Source organism: Sphingomonas sp. OV641 (assembly GCF_900109205.1).
In the GTDB taxonomy this organism is placed as follows: Bacteria; Pseudomonadota; Alphaproteobacteria; order Sphingomonadales; family Sphingomonadaceae; genus Sphingomonas.
This window is the reverse complement of the sequence record NZ_FNZB01000001.1, coordinates 2099395-2117984: the sequence shown is the minus strand read 5'-3', so window position 1 is coordinate 2117984 and position 18590 is coordinate 2099395. Positions and strand designations below refer to the sequence as shown.

Genomic DNA, 18590 nt, shown 5'->3' with positions numbered 1-18590 from the left:
CATGCACTCCGGCCCCGTCGAACTCCAGCGCGACGCCAGTGCGTCGAGCATCATCCAGCCCGATCAGGGCTTCTTCAACGACCTGAACGGCGAGTTGACCGACAAGGGCTTCCTTGTCACCTCGACGGAGGAGTTGTTCCAATGGGCCCGCACCGGCTCATTGTGGTGGATGACGTTTGGTCTCGCCTGCTGCGCGGTGGAAATGATCCACGTCAACATGCCGCGCTATGATCTGGAGCGTTTCGGCGCGGCGCCGCGCGCCTCCCCGCGCCAGTCGGACGTGATGATCGTGGCGGGCACGCTCTGCAACAAGATGGCTCCCGCGCTGCGCCGCGTGTACGATCAGATGTCGGAGCCGAAATACGTCATCTCGATGGGCTCGTGCGCCAACGGTGGCGGCTATTATCACTATAGCTATTCCGTCGTGCGCGGCTGCGATCGCGTGGTGCCGGTGGACATCTATGTCCCGGGCTGCCCGCCGACCGCCGAGGCATTGCTGTACGGGATCATGCAGCTGCAGCGGAAGATCCGCCGCTCGGGGAGCATCGAACGGTGAGGGCGCCGGCACCCCGATGGGCCTATGAGCTCAACGACGCGACGCTCGACGCGGTGCGCGCGGCCATCCCGCAGGGGCTGGTCGATGCCTTTGCGCATGTCGGTGAGATCCAGCTCCACGTCCATCGCGATCACCTGATCGCGGCGCTGACCGCGCTGCGCGACACGCCTGGCCTCGAATATCAGCAGCTGATGGATATCGCGGGCGTCGACTATCCCGATCGCGGGGTGGAGCGGTTCGAGGTGGTCTATTGCCTCCTGTCGCTGACCCGCAACCATCGCCTGCACGTCCATGTCGCCGCCAGCGAGGATACGCCGGTGCCGTCGGTCACCGACATGTGGCCGGTCGCCGGCTGGTATGAGCGCGAAGTGTACGACATGTACGGCGTGCTGTTCTCCGGCAACCAGGACCTGCGCCGCATCCTGACGGACTATGGCTTCCGCGGCCATCCGCAGCGCAAGGACTTCCCGCTGACCGGCTATGTCGAGCTGCGCTATTCGGAAGAAGCGAAGCGTGTGGTGTACGAGCCGGTGAAGCTGGCGCAGGATTTCCGCACCTTTGACTTCACCAGCCCGTGGGAAGGCGCGGAATACGTGCTGCCGGGCGACGAGAAGGGCGCTGCGCTGCCGCAGGCGAAGGGCGCGCCCACGCCGCTCAACGCCGACAAGATCCAGAAGGCCGACGACGCACAGTCGGACAAGAAGCCGGCCGACGCGCCGAGCCAGCCCTACGCCAAGGAGGATGCGACCAGCACCTCTGAGACGGGCGCCGGCAAGCCATCGTCCGACGCTAACCCGAAGCCCGCCGACCCTGATGTCGTGCCCGGCAAGGGAGGGCAGAACCAATGACCGGAACTCCCGTAATCGACACCGTGGATCCGCAGGTCGATCCGGCCGTCGCCAAGACGGTCGGCGCGCTGGACGGCGCGCACGACACCGAAGGCGATGTCGCGATCCAGAATTACACGATCAACTTCGGCCCGCAGCACCCCGCCGCGCACGGCGTGCTCCGGCTCGTCATGGAGCTGGATGGCGAGATCGTCGAGCGGATCGATCCGCACGTCGGCCTGCTCCATCGCGGCACCGAGAAGCTGATCGAATACAAGACCTATGCGCAGGCGATTCCCTATTTCGATCGTCTCGATTACTGCTCGCCGGCGTGCATGGAGCACAGCTTCGTGCTCGCGATCGAGAAGCTGCTCGATCTCGAAGTGCCGCTGCGCGCGCAATACCTCCGCGTGTTCTTTGCCGAGCTGACGCGCATCTCGAACCACATGCTCAACCTGGGCTCGCACGTCATGGACGTCGGCGCGATGACGCCGAACCTGTGGCTGTTCGAGATCCGCGAGGACTGCTACGGCTTCCTCGAGCGCGCGACCGGCGCGCGCATGCACCACAATTACTTCCGGCCGGGCGGCGTCCACCAGGACGTGCCGCTGAAGCTGCTGACCGATATCGCCGAGTGGCTGGACACGCGCCTGCCGCGCCTGTTCGAGGATGCGATCAGCCTCGTCGCCGACAACCGCATCTTCAAGCAGCGGAACGTCGACATCGCCGTGGTCAGCCGCGACGATGCGATCCGCTGGGGCTTCTCCGGCCCGATGATCCGTGCGGCCGGCATCCCCTGGGATCTGCGCAAGCAGCAGCCGTATGACGTGTACGACCGGATGGATTTCGAGATCCCCGTCGGCACGCGCGGCGATTGCTATGATCGCTTCATGGTGCGCGTGGAGGAGGTCCGCCAGTCGGCGCGGATCATGAAGCAGTGCCTCGCCGAAATGCCGGAAGGCCCGATCGCCTCGCTCGACCGCAAGGTGGTGCCGCCCAAGCGCGCCGAGATGAAGCAGTCGATGGAAGCGCTGATCCATCACTTCAAGCTGTATACCGAGGGCTATCACGTGCCCGCGGGCGAAGTGTATGTCGCGACGGAAAGCCCCAAGGGCGAGTTCGGCGTGTTCCTCGTGTCGGACGGCACGAACAAGCCGTACCGCTGCAAGATCCGCCCGACCGCCTTCAGCCATCTGCAGGCAATGGACTTCATGAGCCGCGGCCACATGCTCGCGGACACCACCGCCATCCTCGGCGCGATGGATATCGTTTTTGGTGAATGTGACCGCTGATGGCTGACGCACCCCAGATCCCTGACGAGGCCGAAACCCGCGCCCGCTGGGGCAATTTCCAGTGGACCGACGACAGTCGCGAGAAGCGCAACGCGATTCTTGCGCGCTATCCGGCCGGCCGTGAGCAGTCCGCGTCGATCCCGCTGCTTGATCTGGCGCAGCGCCAGGTTGGTGCGGAGACGCAGACGCAGGGGTGGCTGCCCGTGCCCGTGATCGAGTTCGTCGCACGCGAGATCGGCGTGCCGTACATGCGCGTGTACGAGGTCGCGACCTTCTACACGATGTTCAACCTCGCGCCGGTCGGCCGCTATCACGTGCAGGTTTGCGGGACGACGCCGTGCATGCTGCGTGGGTCGGATGATGTGCTGGCGGCATGCAAGAACCGTGGCCTGACCAAGGGCAAGACCACGCCCGATGGCCTGTTCACGCTGACCGAGGTGGAATGCATGGGCAATTGCGCCTCGGCGCCGATGGTCCAGATCAACGACGATAATTACGAGGATCTCGATTACGATCGCACCCTCGCGATCCTCGATGCGCTGGCGCGTGGCGAGCAGCCCAAGGCGGGCACGCAGGAGCCCGGTCGCCACACGGTGGAGCCGCTCGGTGGCCCGACCACGCTGACCGCGATGGTGAACGAGAATCACGATTATCGTTCCGAATGGAACACCCCTGCCGTGGGAGCGAGCGCATGAGCGTGATCACGTCCCTGACGGACAAGGACCGCATCTTCACCAATCTCTATGGCTATCAGCCGTGGACGCTGCAGGCTGCCCGTCAGCGCGGCGATTGGGACAATACCAAGGCGCTGCTCGATCTCGGGCAGGACAAGATCATTGACGTGATCAAGGCCTCGGGGCTGCGCGGCCGTGGTGGCGCAGGCTTCCCGACCGGCACGAAATGGTCGTTTATGCCTAAGACGCCAAGCCCCGAGCGGCCGAGCTTCCTGGTCATCAACGCCGACGAATCCGAGCCTGGTTCGTGCAAGGATCGCGAGATCATCCGCCACGATCCGCACAAGCTGATCGAGGGTGCGCTGGTCGCCGGTTTCGCGATGCGCGCCCGCGCTGCCTACATCTACATTCGCGGCGAATATATCCGCGAGGCGGAGACGCTCTTCGCAGCGGTGCAGGAGGCGTATGACGCCGGGCTGGTCGGCAAGAACGCCTGCGGCTCGGGCTATGACTTTGACGTCTTCGTCCATCGCGGCGCCGGGGCCTACATCTGCGGCGAAGAAACTGCGATGATCGAGAGCCTGGAGGGCAAGAAGGGCCAGCCGCGCCTGAAGCCGCCATTCCCGGCCGGTGCCGGCCTCTACGGCTGCCCGACGACCGTCAACAACGTCGAGAGCATCGCGGTCGCGCCGACGATCCTGCGGCGCGGCGCGGACTGGTTCGCCAGCTTCGGCGCTGAGAACAACAAGGGCACCAAGCTCTTCCAGATCAGCGGGCACGTGGAAAAGCCCTGTGTGGTCGAGGAAGCGATGAGCATTCCGTTCCGCGAGCTGATCGAGAAGCATTGCGGCGGCATTCGCGGCGGCTGGGACAATCTGCTCGCGGTGATCCCGGGTGGCTCGTCGGTGCCGCTGGTGCCGGCGAAGGAGATCATGGACGCGCCGATGGACTTCGACGGCCTGAAGGCGGTCGGCTCGGGCCTCGGCACCGCGGCGATCATCGTCATGGACAAGTCCACCGACGTCGTCCGCGCGATCAGCCGCATCTCGTATTTCTACAAGCACGAGAGCTGCGGCCAGTGCACGCCGTGCCGCGAGGGTACCGGGTGGATGTGGCGCGTGATGGAGCGGCTGCGCACCGGCGACGCCGAGATCGGCGAGATCGACATGCTCCAGCAGGTGACGAAGCAGGTCGAAGGCCATTCGATCTGCGCGCTTGGCGACGCCGCGGCCTGGCCGATCCAGGGCCTCATCCGCCACTTCCGCCCCGAGCTGGAACGGCGGATCACGGAACGTAAGGGCGGCACGCTGGCGCCGATGCAGGAAGCGGCCGAGTGAACCGCATCTGCGTCCCTGTTGCGATGGCAACGGCGGCATTGGCCGTGCCCCTGGCTGCGCAGACGCCGCCGGGCACGTTCGGCCGTTCGACGCAGATGATGTCTCAGACCGATCGCAGCCGTCAAATGGCGCAGTGCGCGCTGCGTCTGAACCGCGGGGGTGCGCAGCGCTATGTTCTGGCGAGCAGCACTGACCCGGCCGAGCGCAAATCGATGAACGCGTTCCGCCAATCGATGATTACCTGCCTGAGCGGATCGCGTTCGGCGACGCTGGATCCGGTAGCTGTCGAAGGTGCCATTGCTGAGGCGCTGCTCACGGAGAACGGCGGCGCGTTGCTGGCGAAGGCGGCGACGGTGCCTCCAACCACGCCGGTCCGCGTGGTGTTGTCTCCGAATGCTTCTATGCATCACGGCGTGGTTGACTGCGCGGTCCGCGCCCGCCCCGATATCGCCGCGCAGATGCTGCGCGCTCAGCCGGAGACACCGGAGGAGTTGCAGCATTTCCAGGCGCTCGGACCGGCGCTCCAGGCCTGCGTGCCGCAGGATGTGAAGCTGTCGATCAAGCCGTTCCATGTCCGCTCGCTGGTCGCCGGCGCGCTGTATCGCCGCGTGACGAGCGCCGTCACTGCGGGCCAATCCACTGGACGTAACAATGCCCAAGCTTAAGGTAGACGGGATCGAGGTCGAGGTGCCCGCCGGAGCCACTGTGCTCCAGGCGTGCGAGGCGGCTGGCAAGGAAATCCCGCGTTTCTGTTATCACGAGCGGCTGTCGATCGCCGGCAATTGCCGCATGTGCCTGGTCGAGGTGAAGCCGGGGCCGCCCAAGCCGCAGGCGTCGTGCGCGCTGCCGGCGGCGGACAATCAGGAAGTCTTCACCACCTCGCCGATGGTGAAGCATGCCCGTGAGGGCATCATGGAATTCCTGCTGATCAACCACCCGCTCGATTGCCCGATCTGCGATCAGGGCGGCGAGTGCGACCTGCAGGACCAGTCGGTGGCTTATGGCCGCGGCCATTCGCGCTTCGGCGAGAACAAGCGCGCCGTGACCGAAAAGTACATGGGCCCGATCGTGAAGACGGTGATGACGCGGTGCATCCAGTGCACCCGCTGCATCCGCTTCGCCGAGGAAGTCGCGGGCGTCGAGGAGATCGGCGCGATCTATCGCGGCGAGAACATGCAGATCACCTCCTACCTCGAAGAGGCGGTGACGAGCGAACTGTCGGGCAACGTCGTGGATCTGTGCCCGGTCGGCGCGCTCACCTCCAAGCCTTATTCGTTCGAGGCGCGGCCTTGGGAGCTGAAGAAGACGCTCACCATCGACGTGATGGACGCGGTCGGCACGAACATCCGCCTCGACAGCCGCGGGCGCCAGGTGCTGCGCGCGCTTCCGCGCATCAACGAGGACGTCAACGAGGAGTGGGCGACCGACAAGACGCGTCACGCCGTCGACGGCCTGGTCCGCCGCCGCCTCGATCGTCCCTATGTGCGCCGAGACGGCAAGCTCGTGTCCGCGACCTGGGACGAGGCGTTCGCCGTTATCGCGGACGTGGCGAAGACCGCCGGTGACAGCGTCGCTGCCGTCGCGGGTGACATCGTCGATTGCGAGACGATGTTCGCGGCCAAGGCGCTGCTGAAGTCGATGGGCTCGTCGCTGCTCGAAGGTCGCCAGACCGGCATGGCCTATGACACGTCGAGCCTCGCGGCGGTGAACTTCAACTCCACCATCGCGGGCATCGAGCGCGCGGACGCGATCCTGCTGGTCGGTACCAACCTCCGCTGGGAGGCGAGCCTCGTCAACACGCGCATCCGCAAGGCGATCAAGCGCGGTGCGAAGGTGTGGGCGATCGGGCCCGAGACCGAGCTGACCTACAAGGTGGAATGGCTCGGCAACGACCTGTCGGTGCTCGGCAATCTGCCGGAGGCGCTGACCGAAGCGTTCGGCAAGGCGGAGCGTCCGGCGGTGATCGTCGGCGGCGCGGCGCTCAAGGGTGCGCATGGTGCCACGCTGGAGCTCGCCAAGTCGCTGAACCTCGTGCGCGATGGCTGGAACGGCTATAACGTCGTCCACTTCTCCGCCGCTCGCATGGGCGGGCTCATGCTCGGCTATGCGCAGAAGGATGGTATTTCAGCGCTTAAGGACGCGAAGCTCGCCTTCTTCCTGGGCGCCGACGAAGCGGACTTCACCAAGTTCGCCGGCTTCAAAGTCTATATCGGCCACCATGGCGACAAGGGCGCCGCCGCGGCCGATGTGGTGCTGCCGGGTGCGAGCTATGCCGAAAAGTCGGGCACTTACGTGAACCTCGAGGGCCGCGTGCAGCGTGGCAATCGCGCGGTTTTCCCGCCGGGTGACGCGCGTGAGGACTGGACGATCCTGCGCGCGCTGTCGGAGCGGCTCGGCACTGTGCTGCCGTTCGACACGTTGGAGGAATTGCGCGCCGCCATGGCGCTCGATTGCCCCGATCTCGCGAACGAGGGCCTGGTGACCTACGCCTGGAACCCGCCGTCGCTCGACACGCGCGCTGAGGGCGTGCTGGAAGGCTATCCGATCAAGGACTTCTACCTGACGAACGCGATCTGCCGCGCCTCGCCGACGATGCAGCGCTGCTCGGCCGAACTGGTCCACGGCGAAACCTTCGCGGAGGCCGCGGAATGACCGCCTTTTTCAACACCACCGTCGGTCTGCCCTATGGCTGGGCGTGGTTCCTTTCCACGCTGATCGGCATCCTCGTCATTGCGCTGCCGCTGATGCTGGCGGTGGCGATGATCATCTACGCCGATCGCAAGATTTGGGCGGCGATGGCGCTGCGTCGCGGCCCCAATGTCGTCGGTCCGTTCGGCCTGCTTCAGTCGTTTGCGGACGGCCTGAAGGTTTTCCTGCAGGAGACGATCGTCCCCGCAGCGGCGAACCGCGGCCTGTTCCTGCTCGCGCCGATCATCACCTTCACGGTGGCGCTGATCGTCTGGGCGGTGGTGCCGTTCGACATTGGCGTGGTGCTCGCCGACATCAACGTCGGTCTGCTCTACGTTCTCGCGGCCTCGTCGCTCGGCGTGTACGGCATCATCCTCGCCGGCTGGTCGTCGAACTCCAAATATCCGTTCTTCTCGGCGATCCGCGCCGCGGCGCAGATGGTCAGCTACGAAGTCGCGATCGGCTTCATCCTGATCTCGATCGTGATGTGGGCGGGCTCGTTCAACCTCACCTCGATCGTCGAGGCGCAGCGCGGCGTGCTGAACACGCCGATCAACGGCTTCTTCCTCAATCCGCTGCTGTTCCCGATGGCGGTGATGTTCTTCATCTCGTCGCTTGCCGAGACTCAGCGCGCACCGTTCGACCTGACCGAGGCGGAATCGGAGCTCGTCGCGGGTTACCAGACCGAATATTCGTCAATGAGCTTCGCGCTCTACTGGCTCGGCGAATATGCCAACGTCATCCTGATGTGCACGCTCAACGCGACGCTCTTCTGGGGCGGCTATCTGCCGCCGATCGATTGGGCGCCGCTCTATTACGTGCCGGGGATCATCTGGCTGTTCGCCAAGATCCTGTTCTTCTTCTTCTGCTTCAGCTGGGTGAAGGCCACCGTCCCGCGGTATCGCTACGACCAGCTGATGCGGCTGGGCTGGAAGGTGTTCCTCCCGGTCTCGCTGTTCTGGGTATTCCTCGTGTCCGGCGTTCTGATGCTGAACCGGGTTGGGATCTGATATGGGTATCGCTTCCACGATCAAGGCCTTCACCCTTTGGGAATTCGTGAAGGCGCACGCTTTGACCTTGAAGTATTTCTTCAAGCCCAAGGCGACGATCAACTATCCGTTCGAGCGCAATCCCGTGTCGCCGCGCTTCCGCGGCGAACATGCGCTGCGCCGCTATCCCAATGGCGAGGAACGCTGCATCGCATGCAAGCTGTGCGAGGCGGTGTGCCCGGCACAGGCGATCACGATCGAGGCCGAACCGCGTGAGGACGGCAGCCGCCGCACCACGCGCTACGATATCGACATGACGAAGTGCATCTATTGCGGCCTCTGCCAGGAAGCTTGCCCGGTGGACGCGATCGTCGAAGGCCCGAACTATGAGTTCGCGACCGAGACGCGCGAGGAGCTGCTCTACGACAAGGCCAAGCTGCTGGATAACGGCGACCGCTGGGAAAGCGCCATTGCGGCGAACCTTGCCGCCGATGCGGCATACCGATAGGCGGCGCGCGATGATTCAACACTTCCCCGGGGTGGCGGCATGATCCAGGCCATCGCCTTCTACATTTTCGCGATCGTCGTGCTGGTTTCCGGCGCGATGACGATCGGCTCGCGCAATCCGGTGCACAGCGTGCTTTGGCTGATCCTGGCGTTCTTCAACGCCGCCGGGCTCATGGTGCTGGTCGGAGCCGAGTTCATCGCGATGCTCCTCGTCATCGTCTATGTCGGCGCGGTCGCGGTGCTGTTCCTGTTCGTCGTCATGATGCTCGACATCGATTTTGCGGAGCTGCGCGCCGGCTTTGTGCGCTATTTCGGCATCGGGCTGGTGCTGGCGGTGGCGCTGGTCGCGGAGATCCTGATCGCGGTCGGCGCATGGAGCGCGGGCGGTGTGGATCTCGCGCGCCGCGGTGCGCCGGTTGATCCGACCATCCCGAACATCCAGGCGATCGGCAACCTGCTCTACACGCGCTACCTGTTCGTGTTCGAAGGCGCGGGCCTCGTGCTGCTGGTGGCGATGATCGGTGCGATCGTTCTGACCCATCGTCAGCGGCAGGGCGTCCGCCCACAGAATATCGCGGCTCAGGTCGCGCGCCGGCCGCAGGATGCGACGCGCAACATGCGGCCGGAAATCGGACAGGGGGTGCAGCTGTGAACGGGTCGATCGGGCTCATCCACTATCTCGTCGTGGCGGCGCTGCTGTTCACGATGGGCGTGCTCGGCATCTTCCTCAACCGGAAGAACATCATCGTCATCCTGATGGCGATCGAGCTGATCCTGCTCGCGGTGAACATCAATCTCGTCGCGTTCAGCGCGGCGCTGAACGATCTCGTCGGCCAGGTGTTCGCGATGTTCGTGCTGACCGTCGCCGCCGGCGAGGCGGCGATCGGGCTTGCGATCCTCGTCATCTTCTTCCGCGGCCGGGGCTCGATCTCGGTTGACGATCCCAGCCGGATGAAGGGGTGATGCCGGTGCCTTTCGCGACCGTCATCCCCGCGCAGGCGGGGATCCATAACCTCTACCGTGTCGAAGGAGCCGCGACGTTGCGCGTATGGATTCCCGCCTTCGCGGGAATGACGATGGTGGGTGAGGCGAAGTGAACTCCATTCTTCTCATCGTTTTCCTGCCGCTGCTGGCAGCGATCGTCGCCGGCTTCGCCAACAAGTCGATCCCCGGCACCGTCGCCAAGGGCATCACCACCGGTGCGCTGTTCGTGTCGTGCGCCCTGTCATGGCCGATCTTCATCGGCTTCATGACCGGCGGCCTCGAAGCAAGCGTCACGCCGGTGCTGCACTTCCTCACCTCGGGCACGTTCGACGCATCCTGGTCGCTGCGCGTGGATGCGCTGACCGCCGTCATGCTGGTGGTGATCACCAGCGTCTCGGCACTCGTTCACCTCTATAGCTGGGGCTATATGAGCGAGGACCCTGATCAGCCGCGCTTCTTCGCCTATCTGTCGCTGTTCACCTTCGCGATGCTGATGCTGGTGACGGCCGACAACCTCATCCAGATGTTCTTCGGATGGGAAGGCGTCGGTCTCGCGAGCTACCTGCTGATCGGCTTCTGGTTCAAGAAGCCGAGCGCGCAGGCCGCCGCGATCAAGGCGTTCGTCGTCAACCGCGTCGGTGACCTTGGGTTCATGCTCGGGATCTTCGGCACCTATCTGGTGTTCGATACCGTCTCGATCCCCGCGATCCTAGAAGCGGCGCCCGGCATGGCCGGCTCGACCATTGGCTTCCTCGGCTACCGCTTCGATACGATGACGGTGCTGTGCCTGCTCCTGTTCGTCGGCGCGATGGGCAAGTCGGCGCAGCTCGGCCTGCACACCTGGCTGCCGGATGCGATGGAGGGCCCGACCCCGGTGTCGGCGCTGATCCACGCGGCGACCATGGTCACCGCGGGCGTCTTCATGGTGTGCCGTCTGTCGCCGATGTTCGAAACGTCGCAGACCGCGCTGATGGTCGTCACCGGCATCGGTGCCGCGACCTGCCTGTTCGCCGCGACGATCGGCACGACGCAGACCGACATCAAGCGCGTGATCGCTTATTCGACCTGTTCGCAGCTCGGCTACATGTTCTTCGCCGCCGGCGTCGGCGCCTATGGCGCGGCGATGTTCCACCTATTCACGCACGCCTTCTTCAAGGCATTGCTGTTCCTGGGTGCCGGTTCGGTCATTCATGCGATGCACCACGAGCAGGACATGCGCTTCTACGGCGGCCTTCGGAAGCATATCCCGATCACCTTCTGGGCGATGCTGCTCGGCACGCTGGCGATCACGGGTGTCGGCATCTATGGCGTTGGCGGTTTCGCCGGCTATCATTCCAAGGACGCGATCCTTGAAGTGGCCTGGGCATCGGGCCGCGGGCAGGGCGCCTTCTGGGTCGGTACCTTCGCGGCACTGCTGACCAGCTTCTATTCCTGGCGCCTGATGTTCCTCACCTTCTGGGGCAAGCCGCGCTGGGCCGGGTCGGAGCATATCCAGCACGCCGTTCATGATGCGCATCATCATGATCCCGTGCATGACGCGGACGATCATGCCGCAGAGGCGCATGGCGGGATGGCGCATGAGGATGCCGGCCATTCGCCGCACGCCCATGGCGCTGATGCGGATGAAGTGCCGACCGGCACGGCGGGTTACCACCCGCACGAAAGCCCGGCCGTGATGCTGATCCCGCTGATCGTGCTGTCGCTGGGCGCGGTGTTCGCGGGCTTCGTCTTCCATCACTGGTTCATCGAGCCGGAGGCGGGCGAGACGTTCTGGCGCGGCAGCCTGTTCTTCAACGAACATCTGATGCACGAAATGCATGCAGTTCCGCTGCTGGTGAAGCTCGCCGCGACGATCGTGATGATCATCGGCCTGGTGGGGGCCTGGATGGCCTACATCTGGCGCACCGACTTGCCCAAGCGCTTCACCACGACGTTCGACGTCCTGTACGATTTCGTGGCGCACAAATGGTATTTCGATGAGCTCTATCATCTGCTCTTCGTCCGCCCCGCCTTCGCGATCGGTCGTTTGCTGTGGCACAAGGGTGACGAGGGCACGATCGACCGCTTCGGGCCGAACGGCTCGGCCTGGGTGGTGGCGCTGTCCAGCCGCGTCGCCGGGCGGATCCAGACGGGCTATGTCTATACCTATGCGTTCGTGATGCTGATCGGCCTCACCGCCGCGGCCACCTGGGTCATCGCAGGATGACCGGCGCCATCTCCACACCGTTCGGGCTGAGCATGTCGAAGCCCGTGTTTCATCCGCAGGCTTCCTGCCTGTCGACAAGCTCAGGGCGAACGGACGTTAAGTCGTGACATCCTTCCCGATCCTTTCCGTGATGCTCGCGATCCCGGCCATTGCCGCGGTCGCCTGCCTCTTCCTGTCCGCAAGCAGCGCCCGCTGGCTCGCGCTCGCCGCAACGCTGGCCGATCTCGCGCTCGGCGTGATCCTGTGGCTCAGCTTCGACGTGGGCGGCGCCCAGTGGCAGTTCGTCGAATATGCGCCCGTGTTTGGCCGCTTCGCCTGGGCGCTGGGCATCGACGGCTACGCCCTGCTGCTGATCGCGCTCAGCGTCTTCCTGATGCCGATCTGCATTGGCGCGTCGTGGCAGGCGATCGAGAAGCGCGTGCCGGAATATATGGCGGCGTTCCTGCTCACCGAGGTGCTGATGATCGGCACCTTCGCGGCGCAGGACATCTTCCTGTTCTACATCTTCTTCGAAGCCGGCCTCATTCCGATGTTCCTGATCATCGGCATCTGGGGCGGGGCGAACCGCATCTACGCATCGTACAAGTTCTTCCTGTACACGCTGCTCGGCTCGCTGCTGATGTTCATCGCGATGCTCTACATGAGCATCACGGCGGACACGACGTCGATCCCGGCGCTGATGAACTATGACTTCCCGGCCGACGTGCAGACCTGGCTGTGGCTCGCCTTCTTCGCCTCCTTCGCGGTGAAGATGCCGATGTGGCCGGTCCACACCTGGCTGCCCGACGCGCACGTGCAGGCGCCGACCGCGGGGTCGGTGATCCTGGCGGGCGTGCTGCTGAAGCTCGGCGGCTACGGCTTCCTGCGCTTCAGCCTGCCGATGTTCCCGGAAGCCTCGTCGTCGCTGGTGTGGCTGGTGTTCGGCCTCAGCGCGGTGGCGGTGATCTACACCAGCCTCGTCGCGCTGGTGCAGTCGGACATGAAGAAGCTGATCGCTTATTCGTCCGTCGCGCACATGGCGATCGTGACCATCGGCCTGTTCGCCTTCAACGCGCAGGGCATCGAGGGCGCGATGCTGGTGATGCTCGGCCATGGCCTCGTCTCGGGCGCGCTGTTCCTGTGCGTCGGCGTGATCTACGATCGCCTGCACACCCGTGAGATCGCCCGCTACGGCGGCCTTGCGAACAACATGCCGCGCTACGCTATCCTGTTCCTCTTGTTCACCATGGCCTCGATCGGCCTGCCGGGCACCAGCAATTTCCCGGGTGAGCTTCTGGCGCTGATGGGCACGTACCAGGTGTCGACCACCATCGCGCTGCTGTGCACGACCGGCATCATCCTCGGCGCGGCGTACATGCTGTATTTGTACCGCAGGGTGGTGTGGGGTGAGATTAAGTCGGACGAGGTTCGCGCCATGCCCGATCTGTCGAGCCGTGAACTCTGGCTGCTGGCGCCGATCGCGGCGGTGGTGATGTGGATGGGTGTCTATCCGGAAAGCTTCATCGCGCCGATGCGCGCCGATACCGAGCGGCTGCTCGCCCGGATCGAGCGTGCCCAGCCGGCCGGGGACTCGCGCCCGACGCCCGGCACCGGGATCGTGCCCGCCGCCCACGCCGAGGGACATTCCGCGCCCAATACTGACGCCCATGGGGAGGCGCACTGATGGACTACGCATCGCAGGTCGCGATGACCCTTCCCGAAATCGTGCTGGCGCTGGGTGCGCTGGCGCTGATGCTGGTCGCCGCCTGGGGCGGGCCGTCCTCGACCCGCGCGGTCTCCTGGGCCGCCGTCGCGGTCCTCGCCGGCGCCTGCCTGGCGCTGATCGGCCCGGCCACCAGCGGCCTGTCCGCCTTTGACGGCATGTACCGCGCCGACGCCTTTGCGGGCTTCTCCAAGGTGCTGATCTACGTCGCCGCCGCGGTCGCCATCCTGCTGGCGCCGACCTTCTTCGCGCGCACCGCAGGGGACGATCTGCGCCCGGAATATCCGGTGCTGATCCTGCTCTCCGCCATCGGTATGGGCATCATGGTATCCGCCGGGGACCTGCTGACGCTGTACGTCGGCCTCGAGCTGCAGAGCCTTGCCGCTTACGTTCTCGCCAGCTTCATGCGGCAGGATCAGCGCTCGGCCGAGGCGGGGCTCAAGTATTTCGTGCTTGGTGCGCTCGCCAGCGGCATCCTGCTCTACGGCATCAGCCTCGTTTATGGCTTCACCGGCTCGACCATGTTCTACGAGGTCGCCGGCGCCTATGCCGCGGCGCCGCTGAGCGGGGAGGCGAAGTCGATCGGCCTGATGTTTGGCCTCGTCTTCGTGTTCGCCGGCATCGCCTTCAAGATCAGCGCCGTGCCGTTCCACATGTGGACGCCCGACGTCTACGAAGGCGCGCCGACGCCGGTCACCGCCTTCTTCGCCTCCGCGCCGAAGGTCGCCGCCATGGGCCTCGCCGCCCGCGTCGCGATCGAGGCGATGGGCCCGGCGGAGGTGCAGTGGCGCCAGATCGTGATCTTCGCGGCGCTCGCCTCGATCATCTTCGGCGCGGTCGCTGCGATCGGGCAGTCGAACATCAAGCGCCTGCTGGCCTATTCGTCGATCAACAACGTCGGCTTCGCGCTGATCGGCCTTGCCGCCGGCACGCCCGAAGGGATCGCCGCGGTGCTGACCTATATGGCGATCTATGTCGTCATGACGCTCGGCTCGTTCCTGGTCGTGCTCCAGATGCGCGATGCGCACGGCACGCCGGTGGAGACGATCAGCGCGCTGGCCGGGCTGTCGCGCACGCGCCCCGGCCTCGCGGCGGCGCTGGCGATCTTCATGTTCAGCCTTGCGGGCATCCCGCCGCTGTTCGGCTTCTGGGCGAAGTTCGCGGTGTTCGATGCGGCGGTCCGTGCCGGCCTCTTCCCGCTCGCCGTGGTCGGCATCGCGGCCAGTGTGATCGGTGCCTATTATTACCTGCGCGTCGTGAAGACGATGTACTTCGACGAGCCGACCGGCACCTTTGGTGAGGGCGACAAGCTCGAAGGCGGGCTGATCGCCGTGGCTGCCGTCGCGGTGTCGCCGCTCGGATATCTCGCCATTCCGCTGCTCGGCGGATGGACGATGGCGGCGGCGCAAGCCCTGTTCTGAGGGCCGCCGCCCTGACGCGCATCCTGACGGTCGCCGAAACCGGCTCCACCAACGCCGATCTCCTCGCCCTAGCCACGCAGGGTGAGGAAGAAGGCACCTGGCTGCGGGCCGAACGGCAGACGGCGGGGCGGGGCCGCCAGGGGCGCGACTGGCGCTCCCCACCCGGCAATCTCTACGCCAGCACGCTGGTGCGGGTCCGTCCGGAGGATCCATCTCCGGCCTCGCTCGCGCTGGTCTGCGCGGTCGCGCTGGCCGAAACCGTCACCGCGCTGGGCTGTCCGGCGGTGACGATCAAATGGCCCAATGATCTGCTGCTGGACGGCGCCAAGCTCGCCGGCATCCTGCTGGAACGCACCGGCGATGCGATCGTCGCGGGCTTCGGGGTCAATCTCACCACCCATCCTTCGATCGAGGGGCGCAAGACGGCCAGCCTCGCCGGCCGCCTCTGGATCCACTCGGCGGCCGAGCTGTACGAGCATTTGACGGTGGAGTTCGCCCGCTGGCTGTGGATCTGGCGCACGGAGGGGCTCGCGCCCGTCGTTGCCCGCTGGCAGGCGCAGGCCCATGCGCTCGGGACGCGGCTCAATGCCAATCTGGCCGACGGCAGCACGATCACCGGCGCTTATGATGGCCTTGCGGCGGACGGCGCGCTACGGCTGCGCTTGGCGGATGGGCATGTGCATGTCATCCATGCCGGCGATGTGTTCCTGGTATGAGGGAGGGGTCAATGCTGCTCGCGATTGATGCGGGGAACACGAACGTCGTCTTTGCGCTGGTGGCCATGGGCAAGGAAGGCGGGCGCGAGATCAAGACCCGCTGGCGCATCGCCACGGATGCGCGCCGCACCGCCGACGAATATGCCGTGTGGCTCAGCCAGTTGCTGACGCTGGAGGGGTATCAGCGCAGCGATGTGGAGGGCGTGATCATCTCCACCGTCGTGCCGCGCGCGCTGCACAACCTCGAAGTGCTCTCCAGCAAGTATTTCGGGCATGAGGCGCTGATCGCCGGTCGCCCGCCCGTCGAATGGGGCGTCGCGCTCGACGTGGACGAGCCGCAGAACCTCGGCGCCGATCGCGCGGTCAACACCATCGCTGCCCATGCCATTCACGCCGGCGACCTGATCGTGATCGATTTCGGCACCGCGACCACGCTTGACGTGTCCGACTTCAACGGCGCCTACAAGGGCGGGATCATCGCGCCCGGCATCAACCTGTCGCTGGATGCGCTGGTGAACGCCGCCGCCAAGCTGCCGCGCATCGCGATCGAGGCGCCCAAGGCGAATGTCGGCGTGATCGGCCGCAACACCGTCGATCAGATGAACATCGGCATCTATTGGGGCTATATCGCGATGATCGAAGGGCTGGTCTCGCGGATGAAGGCGGAAATCGGCCGCCCGGCGAAGGTTGTCGCCACCGGCGGCCTCGCAACCCTGTTCGAGCAGCATACCGACGTGTTCGACGCGATCGAGCCGGATCTCACGATCCAGGGGCTGGCGATCATGTGGGAACGCGCCCATATCGGTCGGTGAGATTTCGGTTGAAGAACCAACGTCATCCCGGCCTGGCGCCGGGATCCAAGGCGCCGCGAGCGTTTCGCTCTGCTTGAGCCCACAGCGCTCGTGGAGGGATGGATCCCGGATCAAGTCCGGGATGACGCAAGAGATTGGGGCAGGGGCTTCCCCCAGACACTGAAGCCATGAACATCAGGGCGCATCTGCGCCTTCCCCGCCGTCTCGCGTCGGCGGCGACGACTAAGGACAACTACGATTTCCAAGAAAGACGAACTTCTCTTCTGCGCCCTTGGCGGCTCCGGCGAGATCGGGATGAACGTGAACCTCTATGGCTGCCGGGGCCGTTGGGTGATGGTGGATTGCGGCGTCACCTTCGCCGACCATCAATATCCCGGCATCGATCTGGTCCTGCCGGATCTGGCTTTTATCGAGGATCGGCTGGAGGAGCTTGGCGGTATCGTCCTCACCCACGGGCATGAGGATCATATCGGCGCGCTGCCCTATCTTGCCGACGATCTCGGCGTGCCGCTCTATGCCACGCCGTTCACCGCCGGCCTCATCCGCCACAAGCTGGAAGAGGAGCGGATTGCCGACCGGATCGACCTGCGCGTCATCATGCCGGGCGAGCGCTTCAAGGTCGGCCCGTTCGACTTCCAGTTCGTGCCCATGTCGCACTCCATTCCGGAAGCGAACGCGCTGATCATCGACACGCCGGCTGGCCGTGTGTTCCACACCGGCGACTGGAAGCTTGATGCCGCGCCGGTCATCGGCACGCCTGCCACCGCTGCCGAACTGACGGCGATCGGCGACACTGGCGTCGACGTGCTGGTGTGCGATTCGACCAACGTGTTCAATGCCGAGCCATCGGGCTCCGAAAGCGAGGTCCGGGTCGGCCTGGCCGATGCCGTCGCCAAGGCGCGCGGGCGCGTGCTCGTCACCACCTTCGCCTCCAATGCGGCGCGCCTGCAGACGCTCGGCGAAGTCGCGGAAGAGACCGGCCGCGCCTTGTGCGTTGCCGGCCGCTCGCTGGATCGCATCATCAAGGTCGCGCGCGCCTGCGGCTATCTGAAGAACTTTCCGAACACGATCACGCCGGATGAGGCGATGCGGCTGCCGCGCAATCAGGTGCTGGTGGTGGCGACCGGCGGTCAGGGCGAGGCCCGCGCGGCCCTGTCGCGCGTTGCCGAGGGCTCGCACCCGATCAAGCTGGATGCCGGCGATACCGTGATCTTCTCCTCCAAGCAGATCCCGGGCAACGAGGTGGCGATTGGCCGCATCCAGAACATCCTGGCTGGCCGCGGCGTTGAGATGATCACGGAGAAGCAGGCACACGTCCATGTGTCGGGCCATCCGGGGCGGCCGGAGCTCGCCCAGATCTATGGCTGGCTGCGCCCGCGCGTGCTGGTCCCGGTTCATGGCGAGATGCGCCACCTGATGGAGCAGGCCCGCTTCGGCCTGTCGCGCGGTATCCCGCAGACGATCGTGCAGACGGATGGGGATCTGGTGCGGCTCGCGCCCGGCGCGCCGGAAAAGATCGGTCATGCGCCGGTCGGGCGGCTGGTGCTGGATGGTGACGTGATCCTGCCCGCCGATGGGGCGACCATCAACGAGCGGCGTCGGATCGGTCTTCACGGCCAGGTCTCCGTGGCCGTTGCGGTCACCAATCGCGGTCGGCTGGCTGGTGCGCCGCAGATCCGGCTGCAGGGCATCCCCGTGGAGGAAGAGCGCGCCGCCTTCATCGCCGAGGCGGAGGACGCCGCGGCGGAAGTGGTGCAGGGCGGATCGCGCGACCGTGATCGGCTGCGTGAGGAGGTGCGCCTCGCGGTGCGCCGCTGCGCCACCCGCTGGACCGGCAAGAAGCCGATCGTCGACGTTCTGCTGCTGGAGGTCTGACGCG

At 65.5% G+C, this 18590-nt stretch carries 18 protein-coding genes; all 18 read left to right on the top strand.

Features of this window, described 5'->3' with window-relative positions; translation table 11 throughout:
• The first annotated feature begins 1 nt into the window (after window position 1).
• The 18 genes from BMX36_RS10095 (at window position 2) to BMX36_RS10015 (ending at window position 18586) form a co-directional block, all read left to right on the top strand.
• Window positions 2–556 carry a NuoB/complex I 20 kDa subunit family protein gene (locus BMX36_RS10095; RefSeq protein WP_093065481.1) on the top strand — a complete coding sequence of 185 codons (555 nt, stop codon included), beginning with the start codon at window positions 2–4 and terminating at the stop codon, window positions 554–556.
• On the top strand, window positions 553–1404 hold the full coding sequence (locus BMX36_RS10090; RefSeq protein ID WP_093064837.1) for an NADH-quinone oxidoreductase subunit C: 852 nt from the start codon (window positions 553–555) through the stop codon (window positions 1402–1404). Before BMX36_RS10095 ends, BMX36_RS10090 begins: the two co-directional genes overlap by 4 nt.
• Window positions 1401–2675: an NADH-quinone oxidoreductase subunit D gene (locus tag BMX36_RS10085; RefSeq protein WP_231731916.1), complete on the top strand. Its 1275-nt coding sequence runs from the start codon at window positions 1401–1403 to the stop codon at window positions 2673–2675. Before BMX36_RS10090 ends, BMX36_RS10085 begins: the two co-directional genes overlap by 4 nt.
• Complete coding sequence (locus BMX36_RS10080; protein ID WP_066781543.1) at window positions 2675–3370, top strand: complex I 24 kDa subunit family protein; 696 nt, start codon at window positions 2675–2677, stop codon at window positions 3368–3370. The genes BMX36_RS10085 and BMX36_RS10080 overlap by 1 nt, the downstream gene beginning before the upstream one ends.
• Window positions 3367–4686: an NADH-quinone oxidoreductase subunit NuoF gene (nuoF, locus tag BMX36_RS10075; protein WP_093064835.1), complete on the top strand. Its 1320-nt coding sequence runs from the start codon at window positions 3367–3369 to the stop codon at window positions 4684–4686. The genes BMX36_RS10080 and nuoF overlap by 4 nt, the downstream gene beginning before the upstream one ends.
• A complete protein-coding gene (locus BMX36_RS10070) occupies window positions 4683–5351 on the top strand; it encodes a hypothetical protein (RefSeq protein ID WP_143058543.1) in 669 nt (222 codons plus the stop codon). The genes nuoF and BMX36_RS10070 overlap by 4 nt, the downstream gene beginning before the upstream one ends.
• A complete protein-coding gene (nuoG, locus tag BMX36_RS10065) occupies window positions 5338–7338 on the top strand; it encodes an NADH-quinone oxidoreductase subunit NuoG (RefSeq protein WP_093064831.1) in 2001 nt (666 codons plus the stop codon). The genes BMX36_RS10070 and nuoG overlap by 14 nt, the downstream gene beginning before the upstream one ends.
• Window positions 7335–8384, top strand: a complete 1050-nt coding sequence (nuoH, locus tag BMX36_RS10060; protein WP_066781531.1) for an NADH-quinone oxidoreductase subunit NuoH — start codon at window positions 7335–7337, stop codon at window positions 8382–8384. Before nuoG ends, nuoH begins: the two co-directional genes overlap by 4 nt.
• Before the next feature lies 1 nt (window position 8385).
• Window positions 8386–8871 (top strand): NADH-quinone oxidoreductase subunit NuoI, encoded by a 486-nt coding sequence (gene nuoI, locus BMX36_RS10055; RefSeq protein ID WP_093064829.1) that lies wholly within the window; start codon window positions 8386–8388, stop codon window positions 8869–8871.
• A gap of 39 nt (window positions 8872–8910) precedes the next feature.
• Window positions 8911–9522, top strand: a complete 612-nt coding sequence (locus BMX36_RS10050) for an NADH-quinone oxidoreductase subunit J (protein WP_066781526.1) — start codon at window positions 8911–8913, stop codon at window positions 9520–9522.
• A gap of 8 nt (window positions 9523–9530) precedes the next feature.
• The gene (gene nuoK / locus BMX36_RS10045) at window positions 9531–9833 is read left to right on the top strand and encodes an NADH-quinone oxidoreductase subunit NuoK (protein WP_082746336.1); all 303 of its coding nucleotides are present in this window, start codon (window positions 9531–9533) and stop codon (window positions 9831–9833) included.
• Window positions 9833–9967, top strand: a complete 135-nt coding sequence (locus BMX36_RS22120) for a hypothetical protein (RefSeq protein ID WP_256210721.1) — start codon at window positions 9833–9835, stop codon at window positions 9965–9967. Before nuoK ends, BMX36_RS22120 begins: the two co-directional genes overlap by 1 nt.
• Complete coding sequence (gene nuoL, locus BMX36_RS10040; protein WP_066781524.1) at window positions 9964–12060, top strand: NADH-quinone oxidoreductase subunit L; 2097 nt, start codon at window positions 9964–9966, stop codon at window positions 12058–12060. The genes BMX36_RS22120 and nuoL overlap by 4 nt, the downstream gene beginning before the upstream one ends.
• Window positions 12061–12163: 103 nt before the next feature.
• Complete coding sequence (locus BMX36_RS10035) at window positions 12164–13723, top strand: NADH-quinone oxidoreductase subunit M (protein ID WP_093064827.1); 1560 nt, start codon at window positions 12164–12166, stop codon at window positions 13721–13723.
• On the top strand, window positions 13723–15183 hold the full coding sequence (gene nuoN / locus BMX36_RS10030) for an NADH-quinone oxidoreductase subunit NuoN (protein ID WP_066781520.1): 1461 nt from the start codon (window positions 13723–13725) through the stop codon (window positions 15181–15183). Before BMX36_RS10035 ends, nuoN begins: the two co-directional genes overlap by 1 nt.
• Window positions 15150–15899: a biotin--[acetyl-CoA-carboxylase] ligase gene (locus tag BMX36_RS10025; RefSeq protein ID WP_093064825.1), complete on the top strand. Its 750-nt coding sequence runs from the start codon at window positions 15150–15152 to the stop codon at window positions 15897–15899. The genes nuoN and BMX36_RS10025 overlap by 34 nt, the downstream gene beginning before the upstream one ends.
• A gap of 11 nt (window positions 15900–15910) precedes the next feature.
• Entirely contained in the window at window positions 15911–16711 is an 801-nt protein-coding gene (locus tag BMX36_RS10020; protein ID WP_093064823.1) for a type III pantothenate kinase, read from the top strand.
• Between the two features lie 294 nt (window positions 16712–17005).
• A complete protein-coding gene (locus BMX36_RS10015) occupies window positions 17006–18586 on the top strand; it encodes a ribonuclease J (RefSeq protein WP_371262847.1) in 1581 nt (526 codons plus the stop codon).
• The last annotated feature ends 4 nt before the right edge of the window (window positions 18587–18590 follow it).